The organism is Globicatella sp. PHS-GS-PNBC-21-1553 (assembly GCF_033564055.1).
Taxonomy (GTDB): Bacteria; Bacillota; Bacilli; order Lactobacillales; family Aerococcaceae; genus Globicatella; species Globicatella sulfidifaciens.
This window is the reverse complement of sequence record NZ_CP085470.1, coordinates 2256736-2283180: the sequence shown is the minus strand read 5'-3', so window position 1 is coordinate 2283180 and position 26445 is coordinate 2256736. Positions and strand designations below refer to the sequence as shown.

The following is a 26445-nucleotide window of genomic DNA, read 5'->3' as shown; positions in this document are numbered from 1 at the left end:
TCTTCTTTAGTTTTCTGTAACAACTGTGTCTTTAGCTTGGAAATTCAATTGATTATCAATCAAGTCGACAGTAACCAGTTGACCTGGTAAAATATCGCCTTTAATAATTAAACGAGCGAGTGGTGTTTCAATTTCTCGTGTAATAAATCTCATCAATGGGCGTGCACCATAAATTGGATCATAACCATTGCGTGCAATCCATCCAATCGCTTCTTTAGTCACAGATAAATGAATATCTTGATAAGCTAAACGTTCTTTTAATTGTGTCAATAGTTTTTCGACAATTGCGCCCATATGATCCATTGATAATGGTGTAAACATAATGGTATCATCAATCCGATTTAAGAACTCTGGTTTGAAGTGTGTTCTTAACAATTGTCGAACTTGGCTCGCAGTTTCTTCAGCAATTTGACCATTTTCATCCACACCTTCTAACAATAATGGTGAACCGATATTACTTGTCATAATTAAGACGGTGTTTTTAAAGTCTACTGTCCGTCCTTTTGAATCTGTTAAACGACCATCATCCAATACTTGTAATAAAATATTAAAGACATCTGGATGGGCTTTTTCAATTTCATCTAATAAGACAATTGAGTACGGACTCCGTCTAACAGCTTCTGTTAATTGTCCCCCTTCTTCATAACCAATATATCCTGGAGGCGCTCCAACTAATCGGCTGACCGTATGTTTTTCCATATATTCAGACATATCGATACGTACAATATGGTGTTCATCGTCAAATAATACCTCAGCTAAAGTTTTCGCTAATTCCGTTTTACCGACACCTGTAGGTCCTAAGAATAAAAATGAACCAATTGGTCGATTAGGATTTTGTAAACCGGCACGGCTTCTTAATACCGCTTCTGAGACTTTTGTCACCGCTTCATCTTGGCCGATTACTCGTTGGTGTAATGTTTCATCCAATTTTAGTAATTTTTCTCTTTCACCTTCAACTAATCTCGTAACGGGAATACCTGTTAAACGACCGACAACTTTAGCAATTTCCTCATCAGTAACACTTTCTTGTGTTAGACGTTCTGTTTGCCCTAATTGTTTCGCTTCTAATTCTTTCAGTTCTTTTTCCAATGCGGGTATACGACCATGTCTTAATTCAGCTGCTTTTTCTAATTGATACTCGGATTCTGCTTCTTCTAATTGACGTCTTAAATCATCAATTTCTTGACGTTTATCACGTAATTCATTCATCGCTTCTTTTTCTACTTCCCAACGCATCTTTAATTCATTGGCTGTTTCACGAAGCTCTGCTAATTCTTCTTGTAAAGATTCTAAACGTTTCTTACTTGCATCATCCGTTTCTTTCTTAAGCGCTGCTTCTTCAATTTCTAATTGCATTAAACGACGATTAACAGTATCCATTTCTGTTGGCATCGAATTAATTTCTACACGAATGGTCGCACAAGCCTCATCGACTAAGTCGATCGCTTTATCTGGTAAGAAACGATCTGTAATATAACGATTAGATAAAGTTGCCGCAGCCACTAAAGCATTATCATGAATATTAACACCGTGGTGGATTTCAAAACGTTCTTTTAATCCACGCAAGATACTAATGGTGTCTTCCACTGTTGGTTCTTGGACTAATACTCTTTGGAAACGACGTTCCAATGCTTTATCTTTTTCAATGTTTTCACGATACTCATCTAAAGTGGTTGCTCCAATACAATGGATTTCACCACGAGCTAACATTGGTTTTAGAATATTACCGGCATCCATTGCTCCTTCAGACTTACCTGCACCGACTATCGTATGGATTTCATCAATAAACAGGATAATATTACCTTCCGATTTCGTTACTTCTTTTAATACCGCTTTTAAACGTTCTTCGAACTCACCACGATATTTTGCACCAGCAATTAATGAACCCATGTCTAATGAGTAAACTTGTTTCCCTTTTAAATTATCTGGTACATCCTTACGTACAATACGATGTGCTAATCCTTCAACAATCGCTGTTTTGCCAACCCCTGGTTCACCGATTAGTACCGGGTTATTTTTAGTCTTTCTTGATAAAATTCGTATCACATCACGAATTTCTTCATCGCGACCAATTACTGGATCTAATTTATTTTGTTTTATTGCCTCATTTAAATTAGTGGCATATTTTTCTAAAGATTCATAAGTTTGTTCTTGGTTTTGTGAAGTCACAGACTCACCTCCTCTTAAATTATCAATTCTTGCTTTCATCTTAGCTTCAGTAACATTGTTTGAAATTAAATATTCTGTTAATGGATTGTTTTTTTGGTCAAATAGTGCTAACACTACCATTTCCGTCGATAAATATTGATCTTGTTGTTCCTGTGCTAATTGATTTGCTTTTTGGAATAACATCGATAAGCGTTGACTAATTTGCTGTCCATACTGAATATTACTTCCTGTTATCGACGGTAACTTATCAATTTCCTGTTCGATTTTTCTTTGGAAATCATCCATATTTAATTGGAATTCATGGTATAAATTATAAGCAAAACTATCGGGTTGAACAAAAATGCGCCATAAATGTGGAATATCAATTTCTTGATGTTTTCTTGTCATCGCAATTTGTTGTGCTTGTGCCAAAGCTTCTTGCATGGCTGTTGTCATTTTTTCAATCATTCAATAACACCCCTTTGGTCAAATATAGTCAGTAAATTTTTCCTATAAAAGTAGCTCTCTTTAAGAGCTTAACTATATTATATACCTTTGGTTAAGAAAGGTCAAGGATTTTTTTGACCATTTTTGACTATATTTTTAGATAAAAAAAGGGACAAAAGTAGTCATGAACTGACCTAACCTTTTGTCCACTTATTTAAAAGATATTATTTAGATTTAATATAAGTCGTACCATTAGCTGCTGGTCCTTTAGAGTTTCCAACAAACCCAACTAATACAAAGATGGTGATGACATAAGGCGCAATTTGTAAATAAACTGAAGGGATGTTTTTAATAAATGGTATTTGTGAACCTACTACCGCTAAACTTTGAGCAAAACCAAAGAAAATAGCGGCCAACATCGCACCAATAGGATTCCATTTACCAAAAATCATTGCTGCCATTGACATGAAACCTTGTCCAGTAATCGTCGTAATAGCGAATTGTGAGTTAATTGATTGTGCCATAATCGCTCCACCTAGACCACCCATTAAACCAGATAACAAGACGCCTAGATAACGCATTTTGTATACATTAATACCTAAAGTATCAGCTGCTTGAGGATGTTCCCCAACAGAACGCAATCTTAAACCAAAACTCGTTTTAAACACAATAAACCAACAAATAATCGCTACAACAATCCCAACAAACGCTGGTTGAGAAGTTTGACTAAAGAAAATTTTTCCAACAACTGGAATTTTTGAAAGAAGAGGTACGCTCCAATAACCGAATTTTTGTTTAATAAATTCGGTTTGTCCAGCGCCATCAAACATAACACGGGTCAAGAAAACACCTAAAGATGGTGCTACTAAGTTCAATACAGTACCGGAAATAATATGATCAGCACGTAAAGAAACGGTTGCGACCGCATGAATAGATGAGAATAGTACACCAATTAAACCACCAAACAAAGTAGCAATCCAAGGTGTCCAACTTCCAAAAGTTTGAGCAAACTGAAGGTTAAAGATAATCGCACTAAACGCACCCATTACCATAATTCCTTCTAAACCAACGTTGACAATCCCACTACGTTCCGAGAAAACGCCACCTAAAGCTGTATAAATTAGAGGTGCTGAATAAACAAGAGTGGACGAAACAATTAATGCTAACATATTTACCATGCTACTCTACCCCCTAATTATTTGTTTTCTTACGATCTAAGAAGAACGTAATGATATATTGTGAACCGATAAAGAAGATGATGGATGCAATTGCGATATTAACAATTTCTGATGGTACTTTGGCAGCTAATGGCATTAACGTACCTCCTGTTTTTAATCCACCGAATAAAATGGCAGCAAATAAAGTTCCTATAGGGTGGTTGCCCCCTAATAATGAAACGGCCATCCCATCAAATCCTATAGCGGGTGCTACACCGTTCATCAAGAAGATATTACGGAACTCACCTAAACCGTTCATTACTCCCCCTAAACCAGCTAAACCACCTGATATTACCATTGCCAAGATAATATTACGTTTCGCATTCATCCCAGCATATTGAGCGGCAAAACGGTTTTTACCAACTGTCTTTAATTCGAAACCTAAAGTCGTTCTTTCCATAAAAATCCAAACTAGAATAACAGCAACAACGGCTAAGAAAATCCCTGTATGCAAGGTTGATCCTTTTGTTAATTCACTTAACCAAGGTGCACGTAATGTGGCATTGTCACCAATTTGAGGCGTTACATCCCCTTTATTAGTTAACACGTTTCGTACCAAATAGTCACTAATATAAACAGAAATATAGTTTAACATAATAGTCACAATAACTTCACTGGTATTAAAGTAAGCTTTTAATACCCCGGCAATCGCAGCCCAAAACGCACCTGCAATCATTCCGGCAATAATGGCTAATGGTAAGACAATCACTCTAGGTGCATCCGGTAAGGCTAAAGCCACCCAAATAGAAGCTAGCCATCCAGCTAGTGCTTGACCAGAAAGACCAATATTAAAGAATCCTGCTGTATAGGCTACTGAAAAACCTAACCCGGTAAATATTAAGGGAGTGGCTGCTCTTAAAGATTGTCCAATATTAAAGGGCGAACCCGCTGCACCTGTCCAAAGTGCTTTATAACCAGCAATCGCATCAAATTTGAAAGCCCACATGATTAACGCTCCAAAGAAAAGTCCAATGAAGACAGTTAATATGGGAACTAAAATACTTCTAAACTGTTTGTTCATTGTTTACACCGCCTTCTTCACGTAATCTTAATACTTCATCATAGCTTGTTCCTGCCATCATTAAACCAATCTCTTGTTCATTTGTCTCGTTCGCATGTTAAAGTAGCGATAATTTTACCATCATACATGACAATAATGCGATCTGAAACATTTAAAATTTCATCTAATTCAAAACTCATTAATAAAACAGCTTTATTTTGATCACGTTGTTGAATTAATGCTTTATGAATATATTCAATCGCCCCTACGTCTAATCCACGCGTTGGATTGGCGGCAATGAGTAAATCCGGTTTTAAATCTAATTCACGAGCAATAATTGCTTTTTGTTGGTTTCCACCTGATAAGGCACGAGCTGGAACTTTTTCAGAAGCCGCACGAACATCATATTCTTTCATTAAACGCAATGCTTTTTGATTGATTTCTTTAAAGTTTAAGAAGCCGCCTTGTGAATAAGGTTTTTTATAATATTCTTGTAACACGAAATTATCTTCTAATTTTGTTTCTAAAGAGAGGCCGTACTTATGACGGTCTTCAGGAATATGAGCCATGCCCATCTCAGTAATTTCACGGGTTGATTTATTGTTAATTTCTTCCCCTTTAAAATGAACTGCTCCAGAATCAATTGGCATTAATCCAGTTAAAGCTAACACAAGTTCTGTTTGCCCATTGCCATCAATACCGGCAATTCCGACAATTTCTCCTTTACGGACAGTGAAAGATAAATTACGAACGGCATCTAAACCTCGCTCATTTTTCACCACTAAGTTTTCAACTGCTAGCATCACTTCGCTAGGATTAGCTTCAGTTTTTTCAGTTCTAAAATTAACTGAACGGCCTACCATCATATCCGCTAGTTCTTTAGAAGTCGTTGTGGCTACATCGACAGTATCAATTGATTCACCACGACGAATTACTGTACAACGATCGGCTACTTTTTTAATTTCATCTAATTTATGGGTAATAATAATGATTGACTTACCTTCATCAGCTAAAGATCTTAAAGTTAACATCAGATCATCAATTTCTTGCGGTGTTAATACAGCTGTTGGTTCGTCAAAAATTAGAATATCTGCACCACGATATAATGTTTTAATAATTTCTGCACGTTGTTGCATCCCCACACTAATGGTTTCTACTTTAGCGTCAGGATCAATTGACAAACCATAACGTTTCGATAACTCTAAAATTTCTTCTTTTGCAGATTGCTTATCAATAATTCCAAATTTTTGGGGTTCACTACCAAGGATAATATTTTCAATAATTGAGAAGTCTTCAATTAACATGAAATGTTGGTGAACCATTCCGATTCCTAATCGATTAGCCGTTGTTGGATCGACAATCTCAACGGGTTTATTATGCATGTATATTTGACCGGATGTTGGTTGTAACAAACCGCTCAACATATTCATTAATGTTGACTTACCAGCACCATTTTCACCTAATAATGCATGAATTTCACCTTTACGCAATTCTAAATTAATATTTTTGTTTGCATAAAAGTCACCAAATTGTTTGGTAATGTCACGCATCTCAATAACTGGATAGCTAACTTCAGTCATTTGGCAACCTCACTTTCTGATAGTAATAATAATTTACATCATCTATATTTTAATATAATTATTAAATAATGGCTATACTTTTTTATGAAAAAATAAAGGGCATTCAATTGAATGCCCTACTGTTTAACTATGAATAAGATGAAAATTATTCAACAGTTGTGTCTTAAATGGCTGTTTTCTTCTGATTACTCAGCAGATTCTTCAGTTTCTTCTTCAGCTGTTTCTTCTGAATCTTCAGCTGCAGTTTCTTCTTCAGTCGCTTCTTCTGCATCTTCAGATTCTGTATCATCAGTAGATTCTACTTCTTGTCCTGGTGCTTCTGGAACTTTAATGTCGCCAGCGATAATTTTATCTGAATACTCTTTAACTGCTGCTAAAACTTCTTCTGATAATTGACCATCTGTTAAACCAACACCACCGTCTTCTAAACCGTAAACTTTATTACCAGCTTCGAAATTACCAGCTTTTGTTTGTTCAGCAAATGATTTAACTGCTGCACCAACTTGTTTTAGGGTTGATGTTAATGTTAAATGACGTTCTTCACCATCAATTTCAACAATACCTTCAGCTTCTTGGTCACGGTCAACACCGATTACATAGATTTCACGTGAAGGATCTGCTGTTACAATATCTTTAGCTTCTGAGAACACACCATTACCAGTATCTCCTGAAGCGTGGAAGATAATATCAACGTCGTTCGCGTACATCGCTGCTGCAATTTGTTTACCTTTAGCAGCATCACCGAAGCTACCTGCATATTCGATAACAACTTCAACATCTGGGTTAATGGCTTCAACACCAGCTACAAAACCAGCTTCAAAGCGGTCGATTACGAACCCTTCTTGTCCACCTACGAAACCAACTTTATTAGTCTTAGTTGTCATTGCTGCTGCAACACCTGCTAAGAATGATGCTTCGTGGTCTTTAAATGTTAATGATGCAACGTTTGGTAAGTCAATTACTGAGTCAACAATTGCGAAATGTTTTTCTGGTTGCTGTTCAGCCATTTCTCTCATTGCAGTTTCTAATTTGAATCCAATACCAAAAATTAAGTCAAAGTTAGATTGAACAGCTGTATTTAAATGTGTTACGAAATCTGAATCACTATTTGATTGTAAATATTCGTAACCATTCACACCACGTTCTAATCCGTTAGCTTCACCAAACTCAACCATACCTTCCCATGCACTTTGGTTGAATGAACCATCGTCCACCCCACCGATATCAGTTATCATCACTGTTGAGAAATCTTCCTCTGCTAAAACTGGTGTAGCAAAAGATGCTACTAATAATGCTGACGATGCTAAACTTACAAATTTTTTCATCGAATCCCTCCAAAAGATTGTGTTATCGAAACCTTGTTTCACTCTTCATTATAATTGATACCTTCTATAATTGCAACAAAAAATTAATTTTGAAAACGATTAAAGACGAACTTTGTTTTTGCTGTTTTTTTATATTCAGTTAAAATAACGAATGAAAAACGAATGTTTTTATTTAAATTGATAGATATTATAACTTTTTCTTGACAATGCATCCTATCTTTGGATAAAAAATGATAATTTTTTACTGAGATTCTTTAGCTGTCCAAAAAATAAGAGATTAGGCAGAAACGTTAATCATTTCTTTCCTAATCTCTATAAATCTGGATGTAAAGAGTGGAAATTTAAAGCAACTATGCGTTATTTATCAGTCATCTATCTGAAGTTTAATAAATGACATCATTTAACCTAAAATACCACTCATTATAAGCTTTTTTTACTTAGCATTTAATTCCACGATTTTAATAATCACTTCTGTCGCTTTGACCATTGATTCTACTGCAACAAATTCATAACGACCGTGCATATTTTCGCCACCAGCAAAAATATTAGGTGTCGGGATACCCATAAAACTAATTTTAGAACCGTCTGTACCACCACGAATCGGCTCAATGACAGCAGGAATATCTAGTGCTGCGAAAGCCTCTTTAGCTAAGTCAACCGGACGCATATCTTTTTCGATAACTTCTGCCATATTATAATATTGATCCTTAATATCAACTTCAATGACTTCATAAGGATAGCGTTGGTTAATATCTTTGACTAATTGTTCAACAAAAACTTTACGTTCTTCAAATTTTTCACGGTCATGATCTCGAATAATCAATGATAAATGACCTTCATCGACAGTCGCTTCCATATTGGTAATATGATAGAAGCCTTCGCGACCTTCTGTTTGTTCAGGTACTTCTTTTTCAGGTAAACCATTCATAAATTCATTGATAATACTAATGGAATTGATCATTTTACCTTTAGCAGTACCAGGATGGATATTTTTTCCTGTGATTTTTAGCGTTACCCCAGCCGCATTAAAACTTTCGTATTCTAACTCCCCGACTGGACCGCCATCCATCGTATAAGCAAAGTCAACTGCAAAACCTTCCGCGTCAAAATGATCTGCTCCACGTCCAATTTCTTCATCCGGACCGAAAGCCACTCTCACTTTTCCATGTTTAATCTCTGGATGAGCAATTAAATATTCTAAGGCTGTTACGATTTCAGCAATCCCAGCTTTATCGTCAGCTCCTAATAAAGTTGTGCCGTCGGTCGTAATAAGTGTTTGACCTTTATATGGTGGTAAATTTGGAAAATCTTTGACTGACATTACAATATTTTCATCTTCGTTTAAAACGATGTCTTTACCGTCATAATTTTCATGAATTTGAGGTTGAACATTGACTGAATTAAAATCAGCAGTGTCCACATGCGCGATAAAACCAATTGCTGGTAATGGTTCATCCGTATTAGCAGGTAACGTTGCCGTAACAAAAGCATTGGTAGGACTTAATTCTACATCTTCTAGACCTAATTGTTCTAATTCAATCACTAATAATTTTAATAAATCAAATTGAATCGCAGTTGAAGGAATAGTATCACTGCTTTCATCTGAGCGCGTATTAATTTTTGTATACTTTAAAAGACGTTCTTTTGTTTGATTAAAAATATCGACCATAATTTAAACACTCCTATTCATATCTAAAGGGATTAATATTCAATTCAGTAGCTTGCACTGTCACCGGCCACTGTTTTTCATTTGCTAATAATTGTATCACTTCAGCTGCCTTTTTTGCAAAAATACTTTCTGTATAATGACCAACATCAACGGTCATCATTGGAATATCTTCTAAAGCCTGCGCAGTATGATAAGTAATATCACCTGTTAAGAAGACATCGACTTCTTGGCTGGCTACTGCTTCCATTAAACTCGAACCACTTCCACCAATAATCGCAATCGTTTGATAAGATTCTTGAGGTGTTTTCTCGATAATGGGTAATTCATTTCGTTGATAAGTTGACTTTAATAAATCTAATAAAGCAGTTCGGCTCAAAGGATTAGCCAATTGACCAATACGACCTAAGCCAGGTGTATCGTCAGTAGCCTGCACAGCCAATTCTCTAATATTGATTAATCCTAATTGCTCAGCTAACCAATCATTCATACCATTATGGGCAATGTCTAAATTAGTATGCATCGCAAACACTTTAATATCATGTTTAATTAATTTTGCATAAAGTTGATTAGTTAAAGAAGATAAATCAAACCGTTGAATAGGTTTAAACAATAAAGGATGATGCGCGATAATCGTATCTACCCCAAGCTTAATCGCTTCGTCAACAACTGCAGGACGAACATCTAAAGTGGTCATGATTTTGTTGACTGGTGCTTTTGGATCACCAAAATGTAAACCAATTGGGTCCCAATCTTCTGCCAAAGTGGGTGGATACAATTCATTCAAAGCATCGATTAAATCTTGAAATGTCACTTGTGTCATTTTTATTAAGCACTTCCTTAATTTGATTAATTTCCTCTTGCATTAATTGCACTTTAGGATGATCTGCCCCTGCTTTTTCAACGATTGATTGATATGTCGTCTCAAGTAATGACAGTTCCTTTTGCCATTTTTGATAAAAAGCAGCTGTTGGGTTTTCCAAATTATATTTGCCAAATTGCAACTCATTAACCGTCAATAGTTGCTTATGATGAGAATTCTTTTGAACTACCATAATTTCATATTCACGATGATGATCTTCCACCACCGTTTCAGTAAGAAAGACAAACCCATTTTGATTGAGCCATTTTCTTAATTGATAGCTCGCCATATTAGGCTGTAAAACTAAAACCGTGTTTTCACGAATGATGACCTTGTTTTCATCTAAAATATTACGAATTAAACTGCCACCCATTCCACAAATTGTCACAGCATTGATTTGATCTGCTTCGGTGATAACCGCCAAGCCATCCCCTTTACGAACATCAATGACTCCAGTAAGTCCTCTGGTTGCGACTTCGGCTTTAGCTGATTGAAAAGGACCTTCTACTACTTCGCCAGCAATCGCAAATTCAATTTGCTTATTTAATGCTAAATGACAAGGCAAATAAGCATGGTCACTGCCGATATCCGCTAAGCGAATCGCATCTTTTTGATAATGAACTAAAAATTCACATACTTTCGCTAATCTTGGTGATAATTTTTCAGAATTCATTTAAAATCCCCTTTTACTTTACTTACTCATTTATTGTATCAAATCGTTCGCTTCAATAAAACATTTAACACTTTATTTTGTTTCAATAAATAAAAAAAGACAACGTCTTTAAATCAAGCTACCAATAGAATCGCTTGATCTAGTACGTCATCATTTTAAAGGATTATATCAATCTTTCGCTCTTTTATTGATAGTCTTGGCGAACAAGCATATGAATCCCATTATTGTCCTTAATAAAATATTCTTTGGCTGATTGATTAACGATATATTCTGGATGGGTCTCAGTCGCTTCAAGGAAACGATGCCAGTCAGTCTCATCTTTTACCTTCACTACAAAGTGATTCAAACCGGGTGTATGAATGTCTTGAATTTTATTCAATACGCCTGCCCATTTATTGGCAGCAATATGATGATGGTAATCTCCATTTGCTAACCAAGTCGCCTGATCTCTCATTGAAAATTTTTCATCCATATCTAACATTTCTTTGAAAAAAACTTGACTTTCAAGTGGATTTTCGACTGATAAGTGAACATGTCCCATCTTGGTGCCTTCTGGCATGAAATAAGTTTTTTTGTCTTCTGCTAAAGCTAATACACCTTCAGCATCCATCTCTTCAGTAATGCCAATAATTTTATCGCCTTGATAATTCCATACTGATTTAGGACGATCGTGATAAATTTCAATACCATTGCCCTCAAGGTCTGCCAAATAAATTGCTTCACTATATCCATGATTCGAAGCACCTTGTAATGGTGCTTGAGCTTTGAGTATATGTAATAAAGCATCACCTAAATCTTTACGAGAAGGAACTAAAATTGCTAAATGGTATAAGCCATAGTGATGTCCTTTAGGCAAGTTAGTCGAGATTAAAGTAATAAGTGGTTCTTTATTACCTTTAACCCCTAATTCAACTTTATTATCCTCTTCTTTTAATACCGATAAACCAATAATATGTTGGTAAAAATTTTTCTGTGCCTGTAAGTGTTTGGTGTTTAATACAACCGCTCCTAATTCTATCATTCAAATGCTCCTTTTAATGTGAATGAGTATATTAAAACAGATTATTCTAACCATGTCAATTAATACTAACTAGAAATAAAAATAAATTTTATGAGCTACATGACAATAGACAAAATCATCTTATATTCTCAATTTTATTATTGCATCATATCATTAATTTGTTTAACAAAAATATATTAAAAACAGGCTAGGCAAAATCTTAAAACATTTGGCCTAGCCATCATTTGATAATTAAAATTACAGTTGTTGAGTGTCATCAAATTTTGTCTTAATGACTGACTTGATGCCTGCACATTATACAGGATGAGTAAACAAGACGAAAAATATTCACTTTATACTGCTGGCTAGCTCTCAAACTTTTCAGAATAAGCACATAAAGATAAATTTATTCACTTTCACTGCTGACCATCTCATAACCTATAAGGGTCATCAGACAAAGCAAAAATCAACTCATTTTCTACTGCTACCCCGCTTCTACTAATCAACTATAATTACTGCTGATTCTAGCATGAACATCCTATGCATTAATTCGTCATTTATTATCTTGCTAATTCATCCATAATGCTTACCAGTTTGGTGAACATCGCATCATCATAAGGTGTATGAGAACCTAAGGCAACGATATGCAATTTAGCTTTTGGACAAAGCTGTTGTAATTCATAGGCACCACTTAAGCGACAATCGACATCATAGCGCCCATGTACAATATCCATCGGAATGTCTTGCAGCTTATCTACCCGATTCAACAAATAATTATCTTCTTCCCAAAACATCTTATGAGCAAAATAATGTGATTCTAATAAACCAATTGAACGATCACCATTAGTAACGGGTTGTCTTAAATCTTTAGGATTTTGGACTAATTTAACAATAGCTGTTTCCCATTGACTCCATTCATAACACGCTTCGTCTCTGACTGATTCATCTGAATCAAGCATTCGTTGATAATACGCTGTTACTAAATCATCCTGTTCAGCTTCAGGGATATAATTTTTAAATCGTTCAAATTCTTCAGGATAAAAGTAGCCTGCCCCTTCTTGGAAAAGCCAATCAACATCACTTTGACGGCCTAAGAAAATACCTCTCAATATTAAATGTTGAACTTGCTGCGGATAATGAATCGCATAAGCTAATGCCAAAGTAGTCCCATAACTGCCACCAAATACATACCATTGTTCTATTTGCAAATATTGTCTAATTTTTTCAATATCAGCGACACTATCGAGCACGGTATTGTTTTCTAAACTCAGAAAAGGTTGACTTTGTCCGGTTCCTCTTTGATCAAATAAAATAATACGATATTTTTCCGGATTAAAAAAGCGACGCGAAGGTTCCCCAACTGATCCTCCAGGTCCGCCATGCAGAAATAAAACCGGTTGACCCTCTGGATTACCACATTCCTCAATATAAAGAGTATGAGTCTCATCCACCTCTAAATGATAAACTTGATTGATTTTTGTATTCAAATAACCAGCCATCGTATCCCTCCTATTCCATAATGAGATGATTTAGTTGATAGCCTAAATTATCTAAGCGATTTTCAGCATCGCTTAATTGTTCAGACATCACGACAATGACCACCGGAACTTCTGATTCAACTTCATACAATAAGGCATCGTGAAGCATCCCCTCTTGCATTGCTTTCGCTTTTAAACCATAAAACAATTGATTAGTGTCTAAACTATTAGCAATACCAATGGGACCATGTTGTGAATACATCGTTAAAGCTTCTTGGTTAATATCTTCATCAAATAATACCCCTTGGAATAAAGCTAGTAATAAATTTGCTAAGTCACTCGCTGATGTTTCATTATATTGATTAGCGGCCCCGGATAATTCCGTCGCCATATTATTGACCAAGGTCGTTTGAATAAAGCCTAACTCTTGAATTTGTTGATTTACTTTTTCAATGCCACCTAATGATTCTATTAATAAATCGGTTGCCATATTATCATGAGATTGTAGCATTAATTGAACCAGTACTTTTAAACTATAGCTTTTATCTTGTGGTAAATTAGCTAAAGTACTTCCTGGTATAATTTCTTGATCAGCAATCTTTACCATATCATCTGCGGTTATTTGTTTGGTTTCTATTTGATAAAAATATACTGCCGCAATGAATAATTTTATTAAATCATCGGCCGGTAATACTTCCGTCGCATCTTCTGAAGAAGAAAGTTGATGGTTAGCCGCTTGTACAAAAATGGAACTTGTTTTTGACTGTTCTTTAATAATGCTTATTTGATCCACTATTAAACTTTTCGTTTGATCGTTAAACTCTTCAATCATATTGGAAGATGATTGTTCTTCGAAACTTTGATTAATTTCTGGCCATGAGACTTCCGTATCTATAATATATTTTGATTCTGAGGTATTAGATTCATTAGATTCTGTTGTCTGATTGGTTTCATTAGCTTCGTTTGTAATTGACGTCATCTCGGTTGCCTCGGTTGTCGTGATGTCTTGAGCCTTGATAGGTTTCTCATTACTAACAGTCCAAAATGTTAAACTTAAAAATAAAAAAGTAAACTTATTCATGTTTTTGATACTCCCTTACGTTCCCACCATTCATATTGATGAGGGATTGTGTTATTTTCATCTAATACACCCGCTACTACTTTGACTAATTGCCACTCCGTTTCATCGATGGCTGGCATAAAAACATCGCTCGGGAATTCTCTTTCAATGAACGTTCGAATAATTTGATCGGCATAGGGTAAAAACAGCTTAAAAATATCAGCACCACCAATAACCATTAATTCTTGATCTTGAGCTAACTCAAGTCCTTCTTCTAAACGATGGATAACCGTTAAGCCTTCAATGTTTTTTCCATAATTTAAATCTCGCGTCATCACCACCGTTTTTCGACCGGGTAACAAGCGTTTGCCCATCGATTCAAATGTCTTACGCCCCATTAACATTGTGTGTCCCATGGTCGTTTCTTTGAAAAATTTTAAGTCATTGGGCAAATGCCACGGTAATTGATTTTGATAGCCAATGCCACCACGTGATTCTTGTGCATAAACAAAACTAATCATGGTTGTTATCCTTTCTTAAACTGCAATCGGTGCTTTAATCGTCGGATGAGGATGATATCCTTCCAAACGAATCGCATCCGCTTCAATTTGGTCAAAGCCATTGAACCGATTAATGATCAATTTTGGTAAAGCTTTCGGTTCTCTTGTTAATAATAACTTCGCTTGTTCAAGATGATTTTGATATAAATGTGCATCGCCTAAAGTATGAACAAACTCTCCTACTCCCAATCCAGTCTCTAAGGCGATTAAATGTGTCAGCAAGGCATAACTGGCAATGTTAAAGGGTACACCTAAAAAGATATCGGCACTCCGTTGATAAAGTTGACAACTTAACTTGCCATCATTCACATAAAACTGAAATAGGGTATGACAGGGTGGTAAAGCCATGGTTGGGATGTCCTCTGGATTCCAAGCTGAAACGATTAAACGTCTAGAATCAGGATTTGTTTTAATTTGATTAATAACCTCTTTAATTTGGTCAAGTGTTTCACCATTACGTAATTCCCATTGACGCCACTGTTTACCATATACATCACCTAGTTCACCATGTTTAGCAGCGAATGCTGCATCCGATAATATTTTTTCTTGAAACAGTTTCATTTGAGTTTCATATTCTGCTTTAAACGAAGCATCTTCTAAGACTCTTAATCCAAAATTGGTCATATCGGGTCCTTGATAGTCTTCACTTTTAATATAGCGTTCGAAGGCCCATTCATCCCAAATATGATTATGGTGTTCCAAAAGATATTTAATATTGGTATCCCCTTTTAAAAACCATAATAATTCACTTTTAATTAATCCAAATGGTACTCGTTTGGTGGTGACCATTGGAAAACCTTCGTTTAAATCAAACCGCATTTGGTACCCGAATAAACTATAGGTCCCCACGCCAGTACGATCTCCTTTAAAATGTCCATTTTCTAATACCGATTGGACAAGTTGTTGATATTGTTCCATCATAATGCTCCTTTTAATTGAGCGTTGTTAATTCCTCTTGTCTTTCATATAAGGCCATTAACGCTTCTTCTTTTTCTTCAAGTTCACGCTGTAAATCCATTAATTTACCCGCGTCACTCGTGATTGTGTTCATTTCTTGTTGAATTTCGTCTAAACGTATTTCCAATTGCTCAATTTCACTTGGCAGTTTCTCTAATTCTTTCTTTTCATGATAACTTAATCTTCTCGCTTTCGGTTGAAGATCATTTTGACTAGTATCCGTATCTTGTTTCGCTACTTCATCTATTTTAACGATAGCTTTGAATTCATTATTAGTTTGTAGAGCGGCTTCTTCTAAATATTCAGAATAACTACCCCAGTAAATATCATAGGCGCCATTTCCCTTAATATTTAACAAATAATCCGTCGTCTTATCTAAGAAATAGCGATCGTGAGAAACGACAAATACCACCCCTTCAAAATTAGCTAAATAATCCTCCAGTACAGTTAAAGTATCAATATCTAAATCATTGGTCGGCTCATCTAATAATAAAACATTTGGTTGCTGAATTAAGAGTGAAAGTAAATAAAGACGACGTCTTTCTCCACCCGATAAATATTGAATTTGTGTACCATGAGTATTTCTTGGAAAATTAAATTGCTCCAATAATTGAGAAGCACTTACTAATGAGCCGTCTTCACGTTTAAAATTATCGGCGATTTTAGTTAAATAATCCAATACTCGAACATCACTAGGCAAATCTTGATCCAGTTGTCGATAATAGGCCATACGCACGGTTTGACCCACTTGGCAAACGCCACAATCAAGCGGATGATAACCGGCTAGAGTATTCAAAAAGGTTGATTTCCCCACACCATTTGCCCCGATTATGCCAATACGATCTCCTTTAACAAAATTCTTAGTATACCCTTCAATCACTTTTTGCCCATTGATTGAGATGGCAATATCTTCTAATTCAATGACACGATTCCCAATACGCTGTTGTTGGAAGTCAAATTCAATTCCTTCAGCTTCTTGATGACGATTCGCAATATTTCCTTTTAACTCCTCGAAACGATCGATACGAGCTTGTTGCTTAGTGGTACGAGCTTTAGCGCCTTTTCTCATCCAAGCTAATTCTTGTTGAAATAATTTATTCTCTTTTTCTTGTACTTTTTGATTAATGGCTGCTTGTTCTGTCCGTTTTATGACATAGGTTTCATAATTACCAACATATTCAGTTAGTTTTCCATGACGTAATTCAACAATAAAATTTACCGCACGATCTAAAAAGTAACGGTCATGGGTTACTAACAGTAAGGCACCTGGATAATTTGCTAAATATTTTTCTAGCCATTGAATACTTTTGACATCTAAATGATTTGTCGGCTCGTCTAAAATTAATAAATCAGGTGATTCAATTAATACTTGAGCAATACCGATTCTTTTCTGCTCACCACCCGAGCACTCACCTACTCGACGTGATAAATTGGTTAACCCTAATTGTGATAAAATAGCTTTTGCTTTAACTTCTATATCCCAAGCATCTTTTAAATTCATTTCATCACTAACACGCGTAAATTGAGTTAATAAATCCTCGTCCATAGGATTAGCTTCTAATTGCTCACGGATTAATTCATATTGCAATAATAGTTGAATGTCTTGAGCTTGGCTATCATAGACCGTTTCTAAAATAGTTTTATTAGGATCCAGTTCTGGATGTTGGTCGAGATAAGCTACGGTATATTGATTCGGCTTAGAAATAGTCCCACTATCATAATTATCTAAGCCAGCAATTACTTTTAACAATGAGCTCTTCCCTGTCCCATTGGGACCAATTAAGCCGACGCGTTGTCCAGTTCTAATTGACCAGTCAATTTTATCTAATAATATTTTAGTACCATATGTTTTGGATAATTGTTCAATCTTTAATTCTTTCATGGGCTTCTCCTCGTTTTTTATTCTTGTTCATTATATCATAGTTTTACTTTAATAATGAATGATATTAGTTTAAGTAAACGTTACAATATGCTATGATTATTGTATTAGAAAAGGAGTGTTGTTATGAAAAAACATCGTAATAAAATTATGTTTTTTGGTTTCTTTATTAATATGATTCTTTTTGGTGTATTAGGTGCGACTGGTGTCATAGATATGTATACCAGTACGGCTTTAAGTAGCATTATAAACGTCATGTTGGCATTATTTTTATTTGGTGATCACCTTAAAGAAGAATGGGCTCGATTTAAAACACAAACAACCTTGAAGAAAATCCTTTGGCTTTCCTTTCTTTTATTTATCATTAACGTGTTCGCTCGAACTGTTTTAATGACGCTTTTTGAACCCTACTTAGACTTGGAATCATTAGGAATGAACCAACAAGCATTAGAGGAAATGCAAACTCAAATCAATCCTTTATTATTTATTTTCTTTACTGTTATTTCAGCACCTTTAGTTGAAGAGTTAGTCTTTAGAGAGTCTTTAAACGGTTGGGTCAATAAAGCGAACCGCGGACTAGTCGTTATCATGTGGATTGTTTCTACTTTATTATTTGCGGGAGCCCATGTGGTTTCTTTACAAGACTTTCTTATTTATCTGCCATTATCGATTTCATTACTTTATATGTATGTAAGATTCGACCGTAATATTTGGGGATCCATTAGTTTTCATTTTGTCAATAATGCCTTATCCGTTATCTTAATGTATTTAGTGCAATTAATCCCCCAAGAATTATTAGAAGAAGCAGCGACTGGTTTTATTCAGTTATTTAAATAATCCAACATGGATTAAAAACAGTGGCAACAAGTAGAAAACTAGATGATTTTTGCTTCGTCTGCCATCCGTCTCGCATCTAAGAGTCAGTAGCAAACTATCCATTAAGATACCATTTTTTGCTATTCAACCAACGCTTGATAAAATTTAATAGCTGGACCAAACTGTTATTTTAGTTTTGGCCCAGCTTTATTGTTAAAACAGATTATGATGGTTTATATATTGATGACTCACCACATGGCAGGTTATGGTAATTAATACCTAAAGAAAAAGCAACTACTTCAAACGAGTAGTTGCTTCTTTTTAATTCGCGATTATTTTTTCACTTCACGGTGTAAAGTGATTTTGCGATCTCTTGGGCAATATTTTTTAACTTCTAAACGGTCTGGGTTATTACGTTTATTTTTGTTTGTTAAATAGTTACGTTCGCCACACTCTGTACATTCTAAGTTAATGTTTACGCGCATTTTGTTCCCTCCAAACTGTTTGGTAATTTGTTTCATCGAACAGTACCAAACAATTATAACATTGTCTATTTTTAAAAACAATACATTTTCAGAAAATATTGCAACTTTCAGCGAGTTTTCTTAAGCTAAAAGGCCTTTAAATCCAACTTGAAGGGAGTGAGCGAGAAATAACGTATCGATTAAATTACGCAATTTTCCCTACCGCCGAAAAGTTGGAAGTGACCAGAAGTAGAAAAACGAATAATTTTCGCTTCTTTTACCTAACCTCATTAAGACGCCGTTTGTTACCACTCAACCCCTGCACTATACAACCAACAGATGGATTGTTAAAGTGTTGGTCCAATCTCTTTAATTACTTAACGTAATAAACTTGTCTTTAATTTCCTAAAATAATTCTTTATAGAAACTAATCGTTTCTTCTAAGGTTGGAGTGAAAGGGTTACCTGGTGCACAAGCGTCGATCATTGCATTTTTTGATAAATATTCAAAATCAAACTCATCTTCTTTAATGTCTAATTCGGTTAATTTTTTAGGGATACCCACCGTTTCAGATAATTTTTCAATTTCAGCAATAGCATAATCAGCACACTCTTCATGTGAATGACCCGTAACATCCATTCCTAAAGCTTTAGCAACATCTCTAAAGGCTGCCGGTACACGTTTGGCATTTTCACGTTCAACTACTGGTAATAACATAGCACAGCAGACACCATGTGGTAATTTATATACCGCTCCTAATTGATGAGCCATTGAGTGAACATAGCCTAAACCAGCATTATTAAAGGCCATTCCTCCAAGAAAAATAGCATTAACCATCGCTTCACGCGCTTCAATATCTTCACCATTTTCAACCGCACGAGGTAAGTACTCTTTAATTAATTCGATGGCACCCATCGATAATTTCTTTGTTAAACCATAAGCACCAGGGGTCACTAATGCTTCTACTGCATGTGTTAAAGCATCCATACCGGTTGCTGCTGTTAATGCTTTTGGTTTCGACAACATTAACTCAGGATCATTGACAGAAATTGTGGCTAATGAGTTTTTATCTACCATCACCATTTTTACTTTACGTTCCTCATCGGTAATGACATAGTTAATTGTAATCTCTGCTGAAGTACCTGCTGTCGTATTAATTGCTACTACTGGTAAACCTTTATTAGATGTCTTATGAAGTCCTTCTAGCTCTTGTACTTTCATATCATTCGTTGCTAAGACAGAAATACAGCTGGCACAGTCTTGTGGTGAACCACCCCCAACACTAATAATAAAATCACATTGATTTTCTTTCAATACCGCTAAGCCATCTTCACAATTTTTAACTGTTGGATTAGGTTCCACTTGACTAAATACTACATAATCAATATTAGCGTCCTTTAAAGGTGCTGATACTTTAGCTAAAATATCACTCTTAGCAATAAATTCATCGGTTACTAATAAAGCCTTATTTAAACCTAATTCTTTAATATAAGAGCCTATTTCGTTCACAACACCGCGACCAATTAAGTTTGTTGAAGGTACATAAAATACTGACATTTTCTCATTCTCCTTTTAGTTTAAATTTTTGTTTTATTGTGAGCCAAGACAAGTTTACTTTGATTAAAGACCATCGCCTCCTTTATGATTAAGTAATTTAGTTATTAAAGTTTAATAACTTTTTCACATATTGAGTTAAAAGACAAACCCAAAAATAATAACTAATTTTTGAGTCGTCCCTTTATTCATTTAGTAGACTTTAAGTTTTATAAGTCTAAATAGCCTGCTCTAGCGGTTACCCCAAAGGCATCGGCTAAATCTTGTAATTGTTGGTCCGTAATTGTTTGTAAGATTTCACCTTGGCTACGTACATAAGTAAAAACTTGTGCCGCTTTCTCAGCTGTTTCAATTAAACCAAAAGTTTCATCCATATCTTTACCTGCTCCATAAATACCATGATGCGGCCACACGACTAAACGAGTTTCTTTAAATTTATTAGCTGTCGCTTCACCAATTTCATTCGTTCCTGGCACAATCCAAGGAGTAATGCCGACTCCTTCAGGAAATACCACTAAACATTCGGTACACATTTGCCATAAAGTACGGGTTAATTCACGTTCTTCTAACGGATGGGTAAAAGTCATCGCTAATAAATGAGTAGCATGACAGTGCATTACAATGCGATTTTCTGGGTCTACTGCTAAACGCGCAATATGACTCATTAAATGAGAAGGTAACTCTGATGTAGGTCGGCCACCATTCACGAAGCCCCATAATAATTCAACGGATCTTCCATCTGGTGCGATACGAATGACGCCTAAGCTGTCTTCAGGATCTTTTTCAACATTTTTAAAATATTTACCTGAACCCGTTACAATGAAATACTTTCCTGCTAATGCTTCACCTTCAAAGTCTATTGGAATCACGCGTTCAACATGGTTAATGTCCAAATATTCAACAACTTCAGCTTCAGTTAATAGATAACTAATATTACCTCCATTGCGTTCATCCCAACCTAAGCGATAAAGATTGGCAGTGGTATCCATCATTTCTCGAACAAATTTAGCTTCTAAAATATTTTTCATGCGTTTCTCCTTTTCACGACTATTGACGTTGGCTTAAGACATCTGCTTCATATGCTTCGATTTCTTTAATCCATTCAGTTCCCACAGGAACATTATTTTGTAAACAATAATAATCCCAAACGGCTGCAAATGGTAACGATTTTAATTCTTCTGTTAAAGCAAGACGTTTTGTAAAATTACCTTCTTTTTCGATGTTTTTTAGTTCTGCTACGGGTGCTAATAAAGCATGTAAAATGGCTTTTAAGGTATTGCGTGTTCCAATAACCCATGCTGCCACACGGTTAATACTGGCATCAAAGAAATCAAGTCCAATATGAGTAGTATCTAATAATTCGTTGTTGACAATGGTTTCAGCAATTCGTTGTAATGTATCATCTATGATTACCACATGGTCAGAATCCCAACGAACTGGTCGTGTCACATGTAAATACAATCCTTGTCCAAATGGGGCTACAGCTGCAAATTTATCCGCAGGATCCTCCGTTGGATGGAAGTGCCCTGAGTCAATCGTCCATAAAATATTACGCGTCAATGCATATGATAAGTAGAACTCATGTGTTCCCACGGTATAAGCTTCTAATCCCATCCCGAATACTTTTCCTTCTACTGCATCAATAGAATATTGCGGATCAATCGCTTCTTCACGCGCTTTGTCGAGTGATTCCATGAGTCGTTTTCTTGGTGATTTACGATCAATTGGATTATCTTTAGAACCGTCTGGTAACCAAATATTATTAACAGAAACAATGCCGGTTTCTTTACCAAAATATTCAGAAATTTTACGGCTACGTCTCGTATGTTCAATCCAAAATTCACGTGTCTCATCATCTAAGGCACTTAAAGTACCATTGGCTGCTTTAGGGTGTGAAAAGAGTGTCGGATTAAAATCTAAACCTAAACCATTTTGTTTAGCCCAATCAACCCATTTTTGATAATGACGGGGTTCAATTTCATCCGCTTCTACAATTTCATCGGTATCGGTATAGATTGCATGTAAATTTAATTTGTGTTTTCCAGGAATTAAACTAAATGCTTTATCTAAATCTTGACGTAATTCTTCTGGTGTACGAGCTGCACCTGGATAGTTCCCGCTAACAGCAATCCCACCGGATAATTCTTGATCAGGGAATTGGAATCCTTTGACATCGTCACCTTGCCAACAATGCATCGAGACTTTTACTATTTTTAATTGTTCCATTACTTTTTCTGTGTCAACACCTAATTCAGCATAACGTTGTTTAGCTAATTCATAGGCTTGTTCGATTTGTTTAACTTCTACCATTTATTTTCCTCCATTTATTTGACTTTAGCAATGTATCGACTTATTAAATCATTGGGATAAGTTGTTTGGGGTGTATAAGTTTTCACTTCAATTTGTGTCGCTAAAAACTGACGCGCTTCGGCTAGATTATCAAATACTTTCTGATTAATCATTTGTATGAGAATATTCCCAATAGCTGTTCCCTCACCCGGTCCAGCCAACAGAGGAATGCCTAATAAATCAGCAGTTAATTGATTGAGTAATTGAACATTACTACCACCACCAACGACATGTAATGTGTCAAACTTCGTACCAGTTAGGCGCTCTATGCGACCCATTTCATAAGCATAAGATAAGGCTAAATTGGAATAGACTGCCATGACCAATTCACCTACGGTTTGAGGAACGATTTGATTGGTTTCTCGACAATAAGAACGAATCGCTTCAATCATATTATCTGGATTGGTAAAACGTTCATCATTTAAATCGATAAACTGTTGGAATGGCTCTACTTGTGATGCTGCTTTTGCCATTTCAGCGTAACTCAGTTCATAATTAATCATACGCGCAATCTCCTGAACACTCCACATGCCCGTGATATTCTTTAAGAAACGATAAGTGTGCTCTGCGCCCCATTCATTAGTATAATTAGCTTCCAAAGCTTCAGGCCCATTAATCGGCTCTGTTAATTCAACACCAATCAATGACCATGTTCCTGAACTTAAATAAGCCCAATTGCCACTACTTTCTACAACCGGAATGCCCACGACTGCGCTCGCTGTATCATGGGTTGCGACAGCAATGACTTCACATGCGGGATATAAACCAGTTTCTTTTAAAGATGTTTTTAACGGACCTAACGTAGTCCCACTGTCCACTAGTTCAGGTAAAATACTTATTGGAACATTAGCTTTGTCTAAGAGTTCTTTATCATAAGTTCCTGTGTCTAAATTTAGAAATTGTGAACTAGAAACATTACTTTTCTCTCCTACCTTCCTACCAGTCAAAACATAACCCAGATAATCTGGAATAAATAATAAATGTTTAGCTTTAGATAAACTTTTCGGTGATTCTTTAAAGAGTTGATACAAAGTATTAAAATTCAAGAACTGAATACCGGTCTTTTGGTAAATATTTTCTTTTGAGATGAATTGCTCAAATTCGTTCATGGCATTGTTTGTACGATTATCACGATAAGCAATCGGTTCTGCAATTAACTGACCTTTTTCATCTAGCAATACATAATCCACTGCCCAAGTATCAATCCCCACAGTACATTGTTCAATACCACGTTTTTTCGCTAACTGTAATCCTGTGAGTACCTCATGACATAATTCCGTTATACTCCAACGTTCATGTCCATCCACTAACGAAAAGCCATTATTAAAGCGATGAATTTCTTCAAATAAAATATTTTGGTCATGATGATCATCATGATAAGTAGCAAGTATTAAGCGTCCACTGGATGCACCTATATCAACTGCAATATGGTAACTCATACGTCCCCTCCTATCTTTACTTTTAATGATTTCCCTTACAATCACTATTTAAACCTAAAATGAATTATGATACAATGGCACTTGAACAGTATTAAAGTATCAAATATACAGGTGAAAAATGAAAACAATCACAAATTATTTATTAAAAGAAACCCAACATGAAAAAGAACAAAAAGCATTAGGCCGTTTTATTGCTGATATTCCAGGAATATCGGATTTACCAACCGGTCATGTGCCTCAGCTTAATGATGCTCTTTTTTTCAAAATAAAGATATTTATATTAGTAAACACAGTCGTTATGCTAAATACCCTGAACATTCACATAATTTCTTAGAATTAAATTACATGGTTCATGGTACTTGCCAACAAGTGATTAATGGTGAACTCATCACCCTTAATGCTGGTGATTTATTATTAATGGATGTCGATAGTATTCACTCTATCCATGCATTAAATGAAGAGGATATTATGTGCAATATTCTTTTTCAAAATAATCACGTTTCCATTGAGTGGTTAAACCAAATAAAAAGTTCTAATAGCTTGTTATACCAGACTCTATTAAATCAAACGAATTCTAATCAAACAAAGGGACAATTTGCCATAATACGTTCACAAGGTGAAAGTAGTCAAATCATTCATATTTTAGAACAAATTTTAACCGAATACTTCCTACCACGTGACTTTTCTGAAGCCATTATTCAACAGTACTTGCCTATTTTATTTTATGAAATGGCTCGTAATCTACCAGAAATCGAAAAAGATTCCTTTGAAGGACATTCCCCTTATTTACAAGTGTTAAATTTAATCGATACGCAGTATCAAAAACTAACACTCAATGAAGCCGCCAGTCAGTTAAATTTTAATAAAAATTATTTAAGCAACTTAATAAAAGAAAAAAGTGGCAAAACATTCACTGAGTTAATTAATCAAAAAAAATTGCAAAAAGCCCAATTGTTAATTCAATCCACACGCTTACCGATAAATGAGATTAGTAATATCGTCGGTTTTTCTAATCGAACCTATTTTTACCGAGAATACCTAAACTTCTTCGGTCATAAACCAGGCAATGATCGTTAGCTTAGTAAACACTATTTAATTAATACTTCTGCTGAGATAAACAATACTTTGCCTCATTAAACATAACCTAAACAAACAAGACCGAACAGAAATCATTAAAATTCTGCTCGGTCTGGTTATTTTCTATTATTCAAATTCGATAGTATTCGTGTCTTCTAAAGATAACATTTGACGCATTCTTGGGAATATTTCAACATATTGTGTGTCACGATCTTCGATTGCGACACCTTCCGCTAAAGCCGCGATTGTTTGTAAACTAATCATCCAATTCGTTAAACTAATCGCTGCATTCTCATCAACAATTTCTAACCAATTAGAAAAATTAATCAACGTTGTTGTTTCAGACGTTCCCTTTAATTCAAAAGCAATCGTGCCCTCTTGCCAAGTGAAGGTGAACAATACCGGTGCTTCAATATCTAAAATCATAAACGAATGCTCTGTTTCTAATTCATCGGTATATATCAATTTACCACCAGGACGGTAATCTTCAATCCGTAAACCTTGGGACCATTGGGTAATATACTCATTCTCAGTTAAAATTTCCCAAACACGATTAATATCCGCTTGGACTTCACCATCAAAATTGATAGTTAAACCATGATGCGGTTCATAATCATGGTGGTGATCGTGATTATGACCACAACCACATTCATGGTGGTGATGCTCATGCCCGTGGTTGTGATGATGGTCACAGCAACATTCATGATGATGTTCGTTAGCATGGTCATGATGATGGCCGCAATTACATTCATGGTGGTGATGCTCATGCGCGTGATCGTGTTGATGGCCGCAACTACACTCATAGTGATGTTCGTGCCCGTGTTCTGAATAGCCACAACCACTTGTTTCGGTTTGATTAGATGCTAATTCTTTTTCATTGGACATAGCAAGGCT

The 26445-nt window shown here is 35.6% G+C and carries 22 protein-coding genes and 1 pseudogene; 3 read left to right on the top strand and 20 right to left on the bottom strand.

Annotation, left to right across the window (positions count from 1 at the left end; genetic code table 11):
- Nucleotides 1–6: 6 nt before the first annotated feature.
- The 14 genes and pseudogenes from clpB to LB888_RS10880 all read right to left on the bottom strand — a co-directional run bounded on the left by clpB (nt 7) and on the right by LB888_RS10880 (nt 17855).
- Nucleotides 7–2616, bottom strand: a complete 2610-nt coding sequence (gene clpB / locus LB888_RS10945; protein ID WP_318752939.1) for an ATP-dependent chaperone ClpB — start codon at nt 2614–2616, stop codon at nt 7–9.
- A 203-nt stretch (nt 2617–2819) separates the two neighbouring features.
- Nucleotides 2820–3773, bottom strand: coding sequence for an ABC transporter permease (locus LB888_RS10940; RefSeq protein ID WP_078755979.1), 954 nt, complete (start codon nt 3771–3773; stop codon nt 2820–2822).
- A 13-nt stretch (nt 3774–3786) separates the two neighbouring features.
- On the bottom strand, nt 3787–4833 hold the full coding sequence (locus LB888_RS10935) for an ABC transporter permease (RefSeq protein WP_078755980.1): 1047 nt from the start codon (nt 4831–4833) through the stop codon (nt 3787–3789).
- Nucleotides 4817–6392, bottom strand: a pseudogene (locus LB888_RS10930) (ABC transporter ATP-binding protein). The gene LB888_RS10935 and the pseudogene LB888_RS10930 overlap by 17 nt, the downstream one beginning before the upstream one ends.
- Nucleotides 6393–6577: 185 nt before the next feature.
- Entirely contained in the window at nt 6578–7717 is a 1140-nt protein-coding gene (locus LB888_RS10925) for a BMP family protein (protein ID WP_318752938.1), read from the bottom strand.
- 433 nt (nt 7718–8150) lie between these two features.
- Nucleotides 8151–9386: a peptidase T gene (gene pepT / locus LB888_RS10920; protein ID WP_318752937.1), complete on the bottom strand. Its 1236-nt coding sequence runs from the start codon at nt 9384–9386 to the stop codon at nt 8151–8153.
- Nucleotides 9387–9399: 13 nt separating this feature from the next.
- Complete coding sequence (locus LB888_RS10915; RefSeq protein WP_318752936.1) at nt 9400–10206, bottom strand: Nif3-like dinuclear metal center hexameric protein; 807 nt, start codon at nt 10204–10206, stop codon at nt 9400–9402.
- Nucleotides 10163–10918 (bottom strand): tRNA (adenine(22)-N(1))-methyltransferase, encoded by a 756-nt coding sequence (locus LB888_RS10910; RefSeq protein WP_318752935.1) that lies wholly within the window; start codon nt 10916–10918, stop codon nt 10163–10165. The genes LB888_RS10915 and LB888_RS10910 overlap by 44 nt, the downstream gene beginning before the upstream one ends.
- Before the next feature lie 184 nt (nt 10919–11102).
- Nucleotides 11103–11939 (bottom strand): VOC family protein, encoded by an 837-nt coding sequence (locus LB888_RS10905; protein WP_276646570.1) that lies wholly within the window; start codon nt 11937–11939, stop codon nt 11103–11105.
- A 539-nt stretch (nt 11940–12478) separates the two neighbouring features.
- On the bottom strand, nt 12479–13417 hold the full coding sequence (gene pip, locus LB888_RS10900; protein ID WP_276646573.1) for a prolyl aminopeptidase: 939 nt from the start codon (nt 13415–13417) through the stop codon (nt 12479–12481).
- A gap of 10 nt (nt 13418–13427) precedes the next feature.
- Nucleotides 13428–14477: a serine hydrolase gene (locus LB888_RS10895; RefSeq protein ID WP_318752934.1), complete on the bottom strand. Its 1050-nt coding sequence runs from the start codon at nt 14475–14477 to the stop codon at nt 13428–13430.
- On the bottom strand, nt 14474–14977 hold the full coding sequence (locus tag LB888_RS10890; RefSeq protein ID WP_276931924.1) for a dihydrofolate reductase: 504 nt from the start codon (nt 14975–14977) through the stop codon (nt 14474–14476). The genes LB888_RS10895 and LB888_RS10890 overlap by 4 nt, the downstream gene beginning before the upstream one ends.
- 15 nt (nt 14978–14992) lie before the next feature.
- A complete protein-coding gene (locus tag LB888_RS10885) occupies nt 14993–15937 on the bottom strand; it encodes a thymidylate synthase (RefSeq protein ID WP_318752933.1) in 945 nt (314 codons plus the stop codon).
- Between the two features lie 10 nt (nt 15938–15947).
- A complete protein-coding gene (locus LB888_RS10880; protein ID WP_318752932.1) occupies nt 15948–17855 on the bottom strand; it encodes an ABC-F family ATP-binding cassette domain-containing protein in 1908 nt (635 codons plus the stop codon).
- Nucleotides 17856–17978: 123 nt separating this feature from the next.
- Here LB888_RS10880 and LB888_RS10875 point away from each other — a divergent pair, with 123 nt between their 5' ends.
- Nucleotides 17979–18689 (top strand): CPBP family intramembrane glutamic endopeptidase, encoded by a 711-nt coding sequence (locus LB888_RS10875; RefSeq protein ID WP_078755992.1) that lies wholly within the window; start codon nt 17979–17981, stop codon nt 18687–18689.
- Between the two features lie 311 nt (nt 18690–19000).
- Here LB888_RS10875 and rpmG read toward each other — a convergent pair whose 3' ends face one another.
- The 5 genes from rpmG to rhaB form a co-directional block, all read right to left on the bottom strand.
- A complete protein-coding gene (gene rpmG, locus LB888_RS10870; RefSeq protein ID WP_066125827.1) occupies nt 19001–19153 on the bottom strand; it encodes a 50S ribosomal protein L33 in 153 nt (50 codons plus the stop codon).
- 384 nt (nt 19154–19537) lie between these two features.
- A complete protein-coding gene (locus LB888_RS10865; RefSeq protein WP_318752931.1) occupies nt 19538–20689 on the bottom strand; it encodes an iron-containing alcohol dehydrogenase in 1152 nt (383 codons plus the stop codon).
- 206 nt (nt 20690–20895) lie between these two features.
- On the bottom strand, nt 20896–21714 hold the full coding sequence (gene rhaD / locus LB888_RS10860; RefSeq protein ID WP_318752930.1) for a rhamnulose-1-phosphate aldolase: 819 nt from the start codon (nt 21712–21714) through the stop codon (nt 20896–20898).
- Between the two features lie 19 nt (nt 21715–21733).
- Entirely contained in the window at nt 21734–22996 is a 1263-nt protein-coding gene (locus tag LB888_RS10855; protein ID WP_318752929.1) for an L-rhamnose isomerase, read from the bottom strand.
- A gap of 14 nt (nt 22997–23010) precedes the next feature.
- Entirely contained in the window at nt 23011–24474 is a 1464-nt protein-coding gene (gene rhaB, locus LB888_RS10850; RefSeq protein ID WP_318752928.1) for a rhamnulokinase, read from the bottom strand.
- A 118-nt stretch (nt 24475–24592) separates the two neighbouring features.
- Between rhaB and LB888_RS10845 the strand changes: the two genes are divergently transcribed.
- The gene (locus LB888_RS10845) at nt 24593–24808 is read left to right on the top strand and encodes a hypothetical protein (protein ID WP_318752927.1); all 216 of its coding nucleotides are present in this window, start codon (nt 24593–24595) and stop codon (nt 24806–24808) included.
- Nucleotides 24748–25551, top strand: coding sequence for an AraC family transcriptional regulator (locus LB888_RS10840; protein ID WP_318753979.1), 804 nt, complete (start codon nt 24748–24750; stop codon nt 25549–25551). The genes LB888_RS10845 and LB888_RS10840 overlap by 61 nt, the downstream gene beginning before the upstream one ends.
- 126 nt (nt 25552–25677) lie before the next feature.
- Here LB888_RS10840 and LB888_RS10835 read toward each other — a convergent pair whose 3' ends face one another.
- Complete coding sequence (locus tag LB888_RS10835) at nt 25678–26436, bottom strand: SRPBCC domain-containing protein (protein ID WP_318752926.1); 759 nt, start codon at nt 26434–26436, stop codon at nt 25678–25680.
- Nucleotides 26437–26445 lie beyond the last annotated feature (9 nt).

Coding starts and splice junctions, on each gene's coding strand:
- clpB (WP_318752939.1), bottom strand. CDS start 2,616: ATGATTGAAAAAATGACAACAGCCATGCAAGAAGCTTTGGCACAAGCA.
- LB888_RS10940 (WP_078755979.1), bottom strand. CDS start 3,773: ATGGTAAATATGTTAGCATTAATTGTTTCGTCCACTCTTGTTTATTCA.
- LB888_RS10935 (WP_078755980.1), bottom strand. CDS start 4,833: ATGAACAAACAGTTTAGAAGTATTTTAGTTCCCATATTAACTGTCTTC.
- LB888_RS10925 (WP_318752938.1), bottom strand. CDS start 7,717: ATGAAAAAATTTGTAAGTTTAGCATCGTCAGCATTATTAGTAGCATCT.
- pepT (WP_318752937.1), bottom strand. CDS start 9,386: ATGGTCGATATTTTTAATCAAACAAAAGAACGTCTTTTAAAGTATACA.
- LB888_RS10915 (WP_318752936.1), bottom strand. CDS start 10,206: ATGACACAAGTGACATTTCAAGATTTAATCGATGCTTTGAATGAATTG.
- LB888_RS10910 (WP_318752935.1), bottom strand. CDS start 10,918: ATGAATTCTGAAAAATTATCACCAAGATTAGCGAAAGTATGTGAATTT.
- LB888_RS10905 (WP_276646570.1), bottom strand. CDS start 11,939: ATGATAGAATTAGGAGCGGTTGTATTAAACACCAAACACTTACAGGCA.
- pip (WP_276646573.1), bottom strand. CDS start 13,417: ATGGCTGGTTATTTGAATACAAAAATCAATCAAGTTTATCATTTAGAG.
- LB888_RS10895 (WP_318752934.1), bottom strand. CDS start 14,477: ATGAATAAGTTTACTTTTTTATTTTTAAGTTTAACATTTTGGACTGTT.
- LB888_RS10890 (WP_276931924.1), bottom strand. CDS start 14,977: ATGATTAGTTTTGTTTATGCACAAGAATCACGTGGTGGCATTGGCTAT.
- LB888_RS10885 (WP_318752933.1), bottom strand. CDS start 15,937: ATGATGGAACAATATCAACAACTTGTCCAATCGGTATTAGAAAATGGA.
- LB888_RS10880 (WP_318752932.1), bottom strand. CDS start 17,855: ATGAAAGAATTAAAGATTGAACAATTATCCAAAACATATGGTACTAAA.
- LB888_RS10875 (WP_078755992.1), top strand. CDS start 17,979: ATGAAAAAACATCGTAATAAAATTATGTTTTTTGGTTTCTTTATTAAT.
- rpmG (WP_066125827.1), bottom strand. CDS start 19,153: ATGCGCGTAAACATTAACTTAGAATGTACAGAGTGTGGCGAACGTAAC.
- LB888_RS10865 (WP_318752931.1), bottom strand. CDS start 20,689: ATGTCAGTATTTTATGTACCTTCAACAAACTTAATTGGTCGCGGTGTT.
- rhaD (WP_318752930.1), bottom strand. CDS start 21,714: ATGAAAAATATTTTAGAAGCTAAATTTGTTCGAGAAATGATGGATACC.
- LB888_RS10855 (WP_318752929.1), bottom strand. CDS start 22,996: ATGGTAGAAGTTAAACAAATCGAACAAGCCTATGAATTAGCTAAACAA.
- rhaB (WP_318752928.1), bottom strand. CDS start 24,474: ATGAGTTACCATATTGCAGTTGATATAGGTGCATCCAGTGGACGCTTA.
- LB888_RS10845 (WP_318752927.1), top strand. CDS start 24,593: ATGAAAACAATCACAAATTATTTATTAAAAGAAACCCAACATGAAAAA.
- LB888_RS10835 (WP_318752926.1), bottom strand. CDS start 26,436: ATGTCCAATGAAAAAGAATTAGCATCTAATCAAACCGAAACAAGTGGT.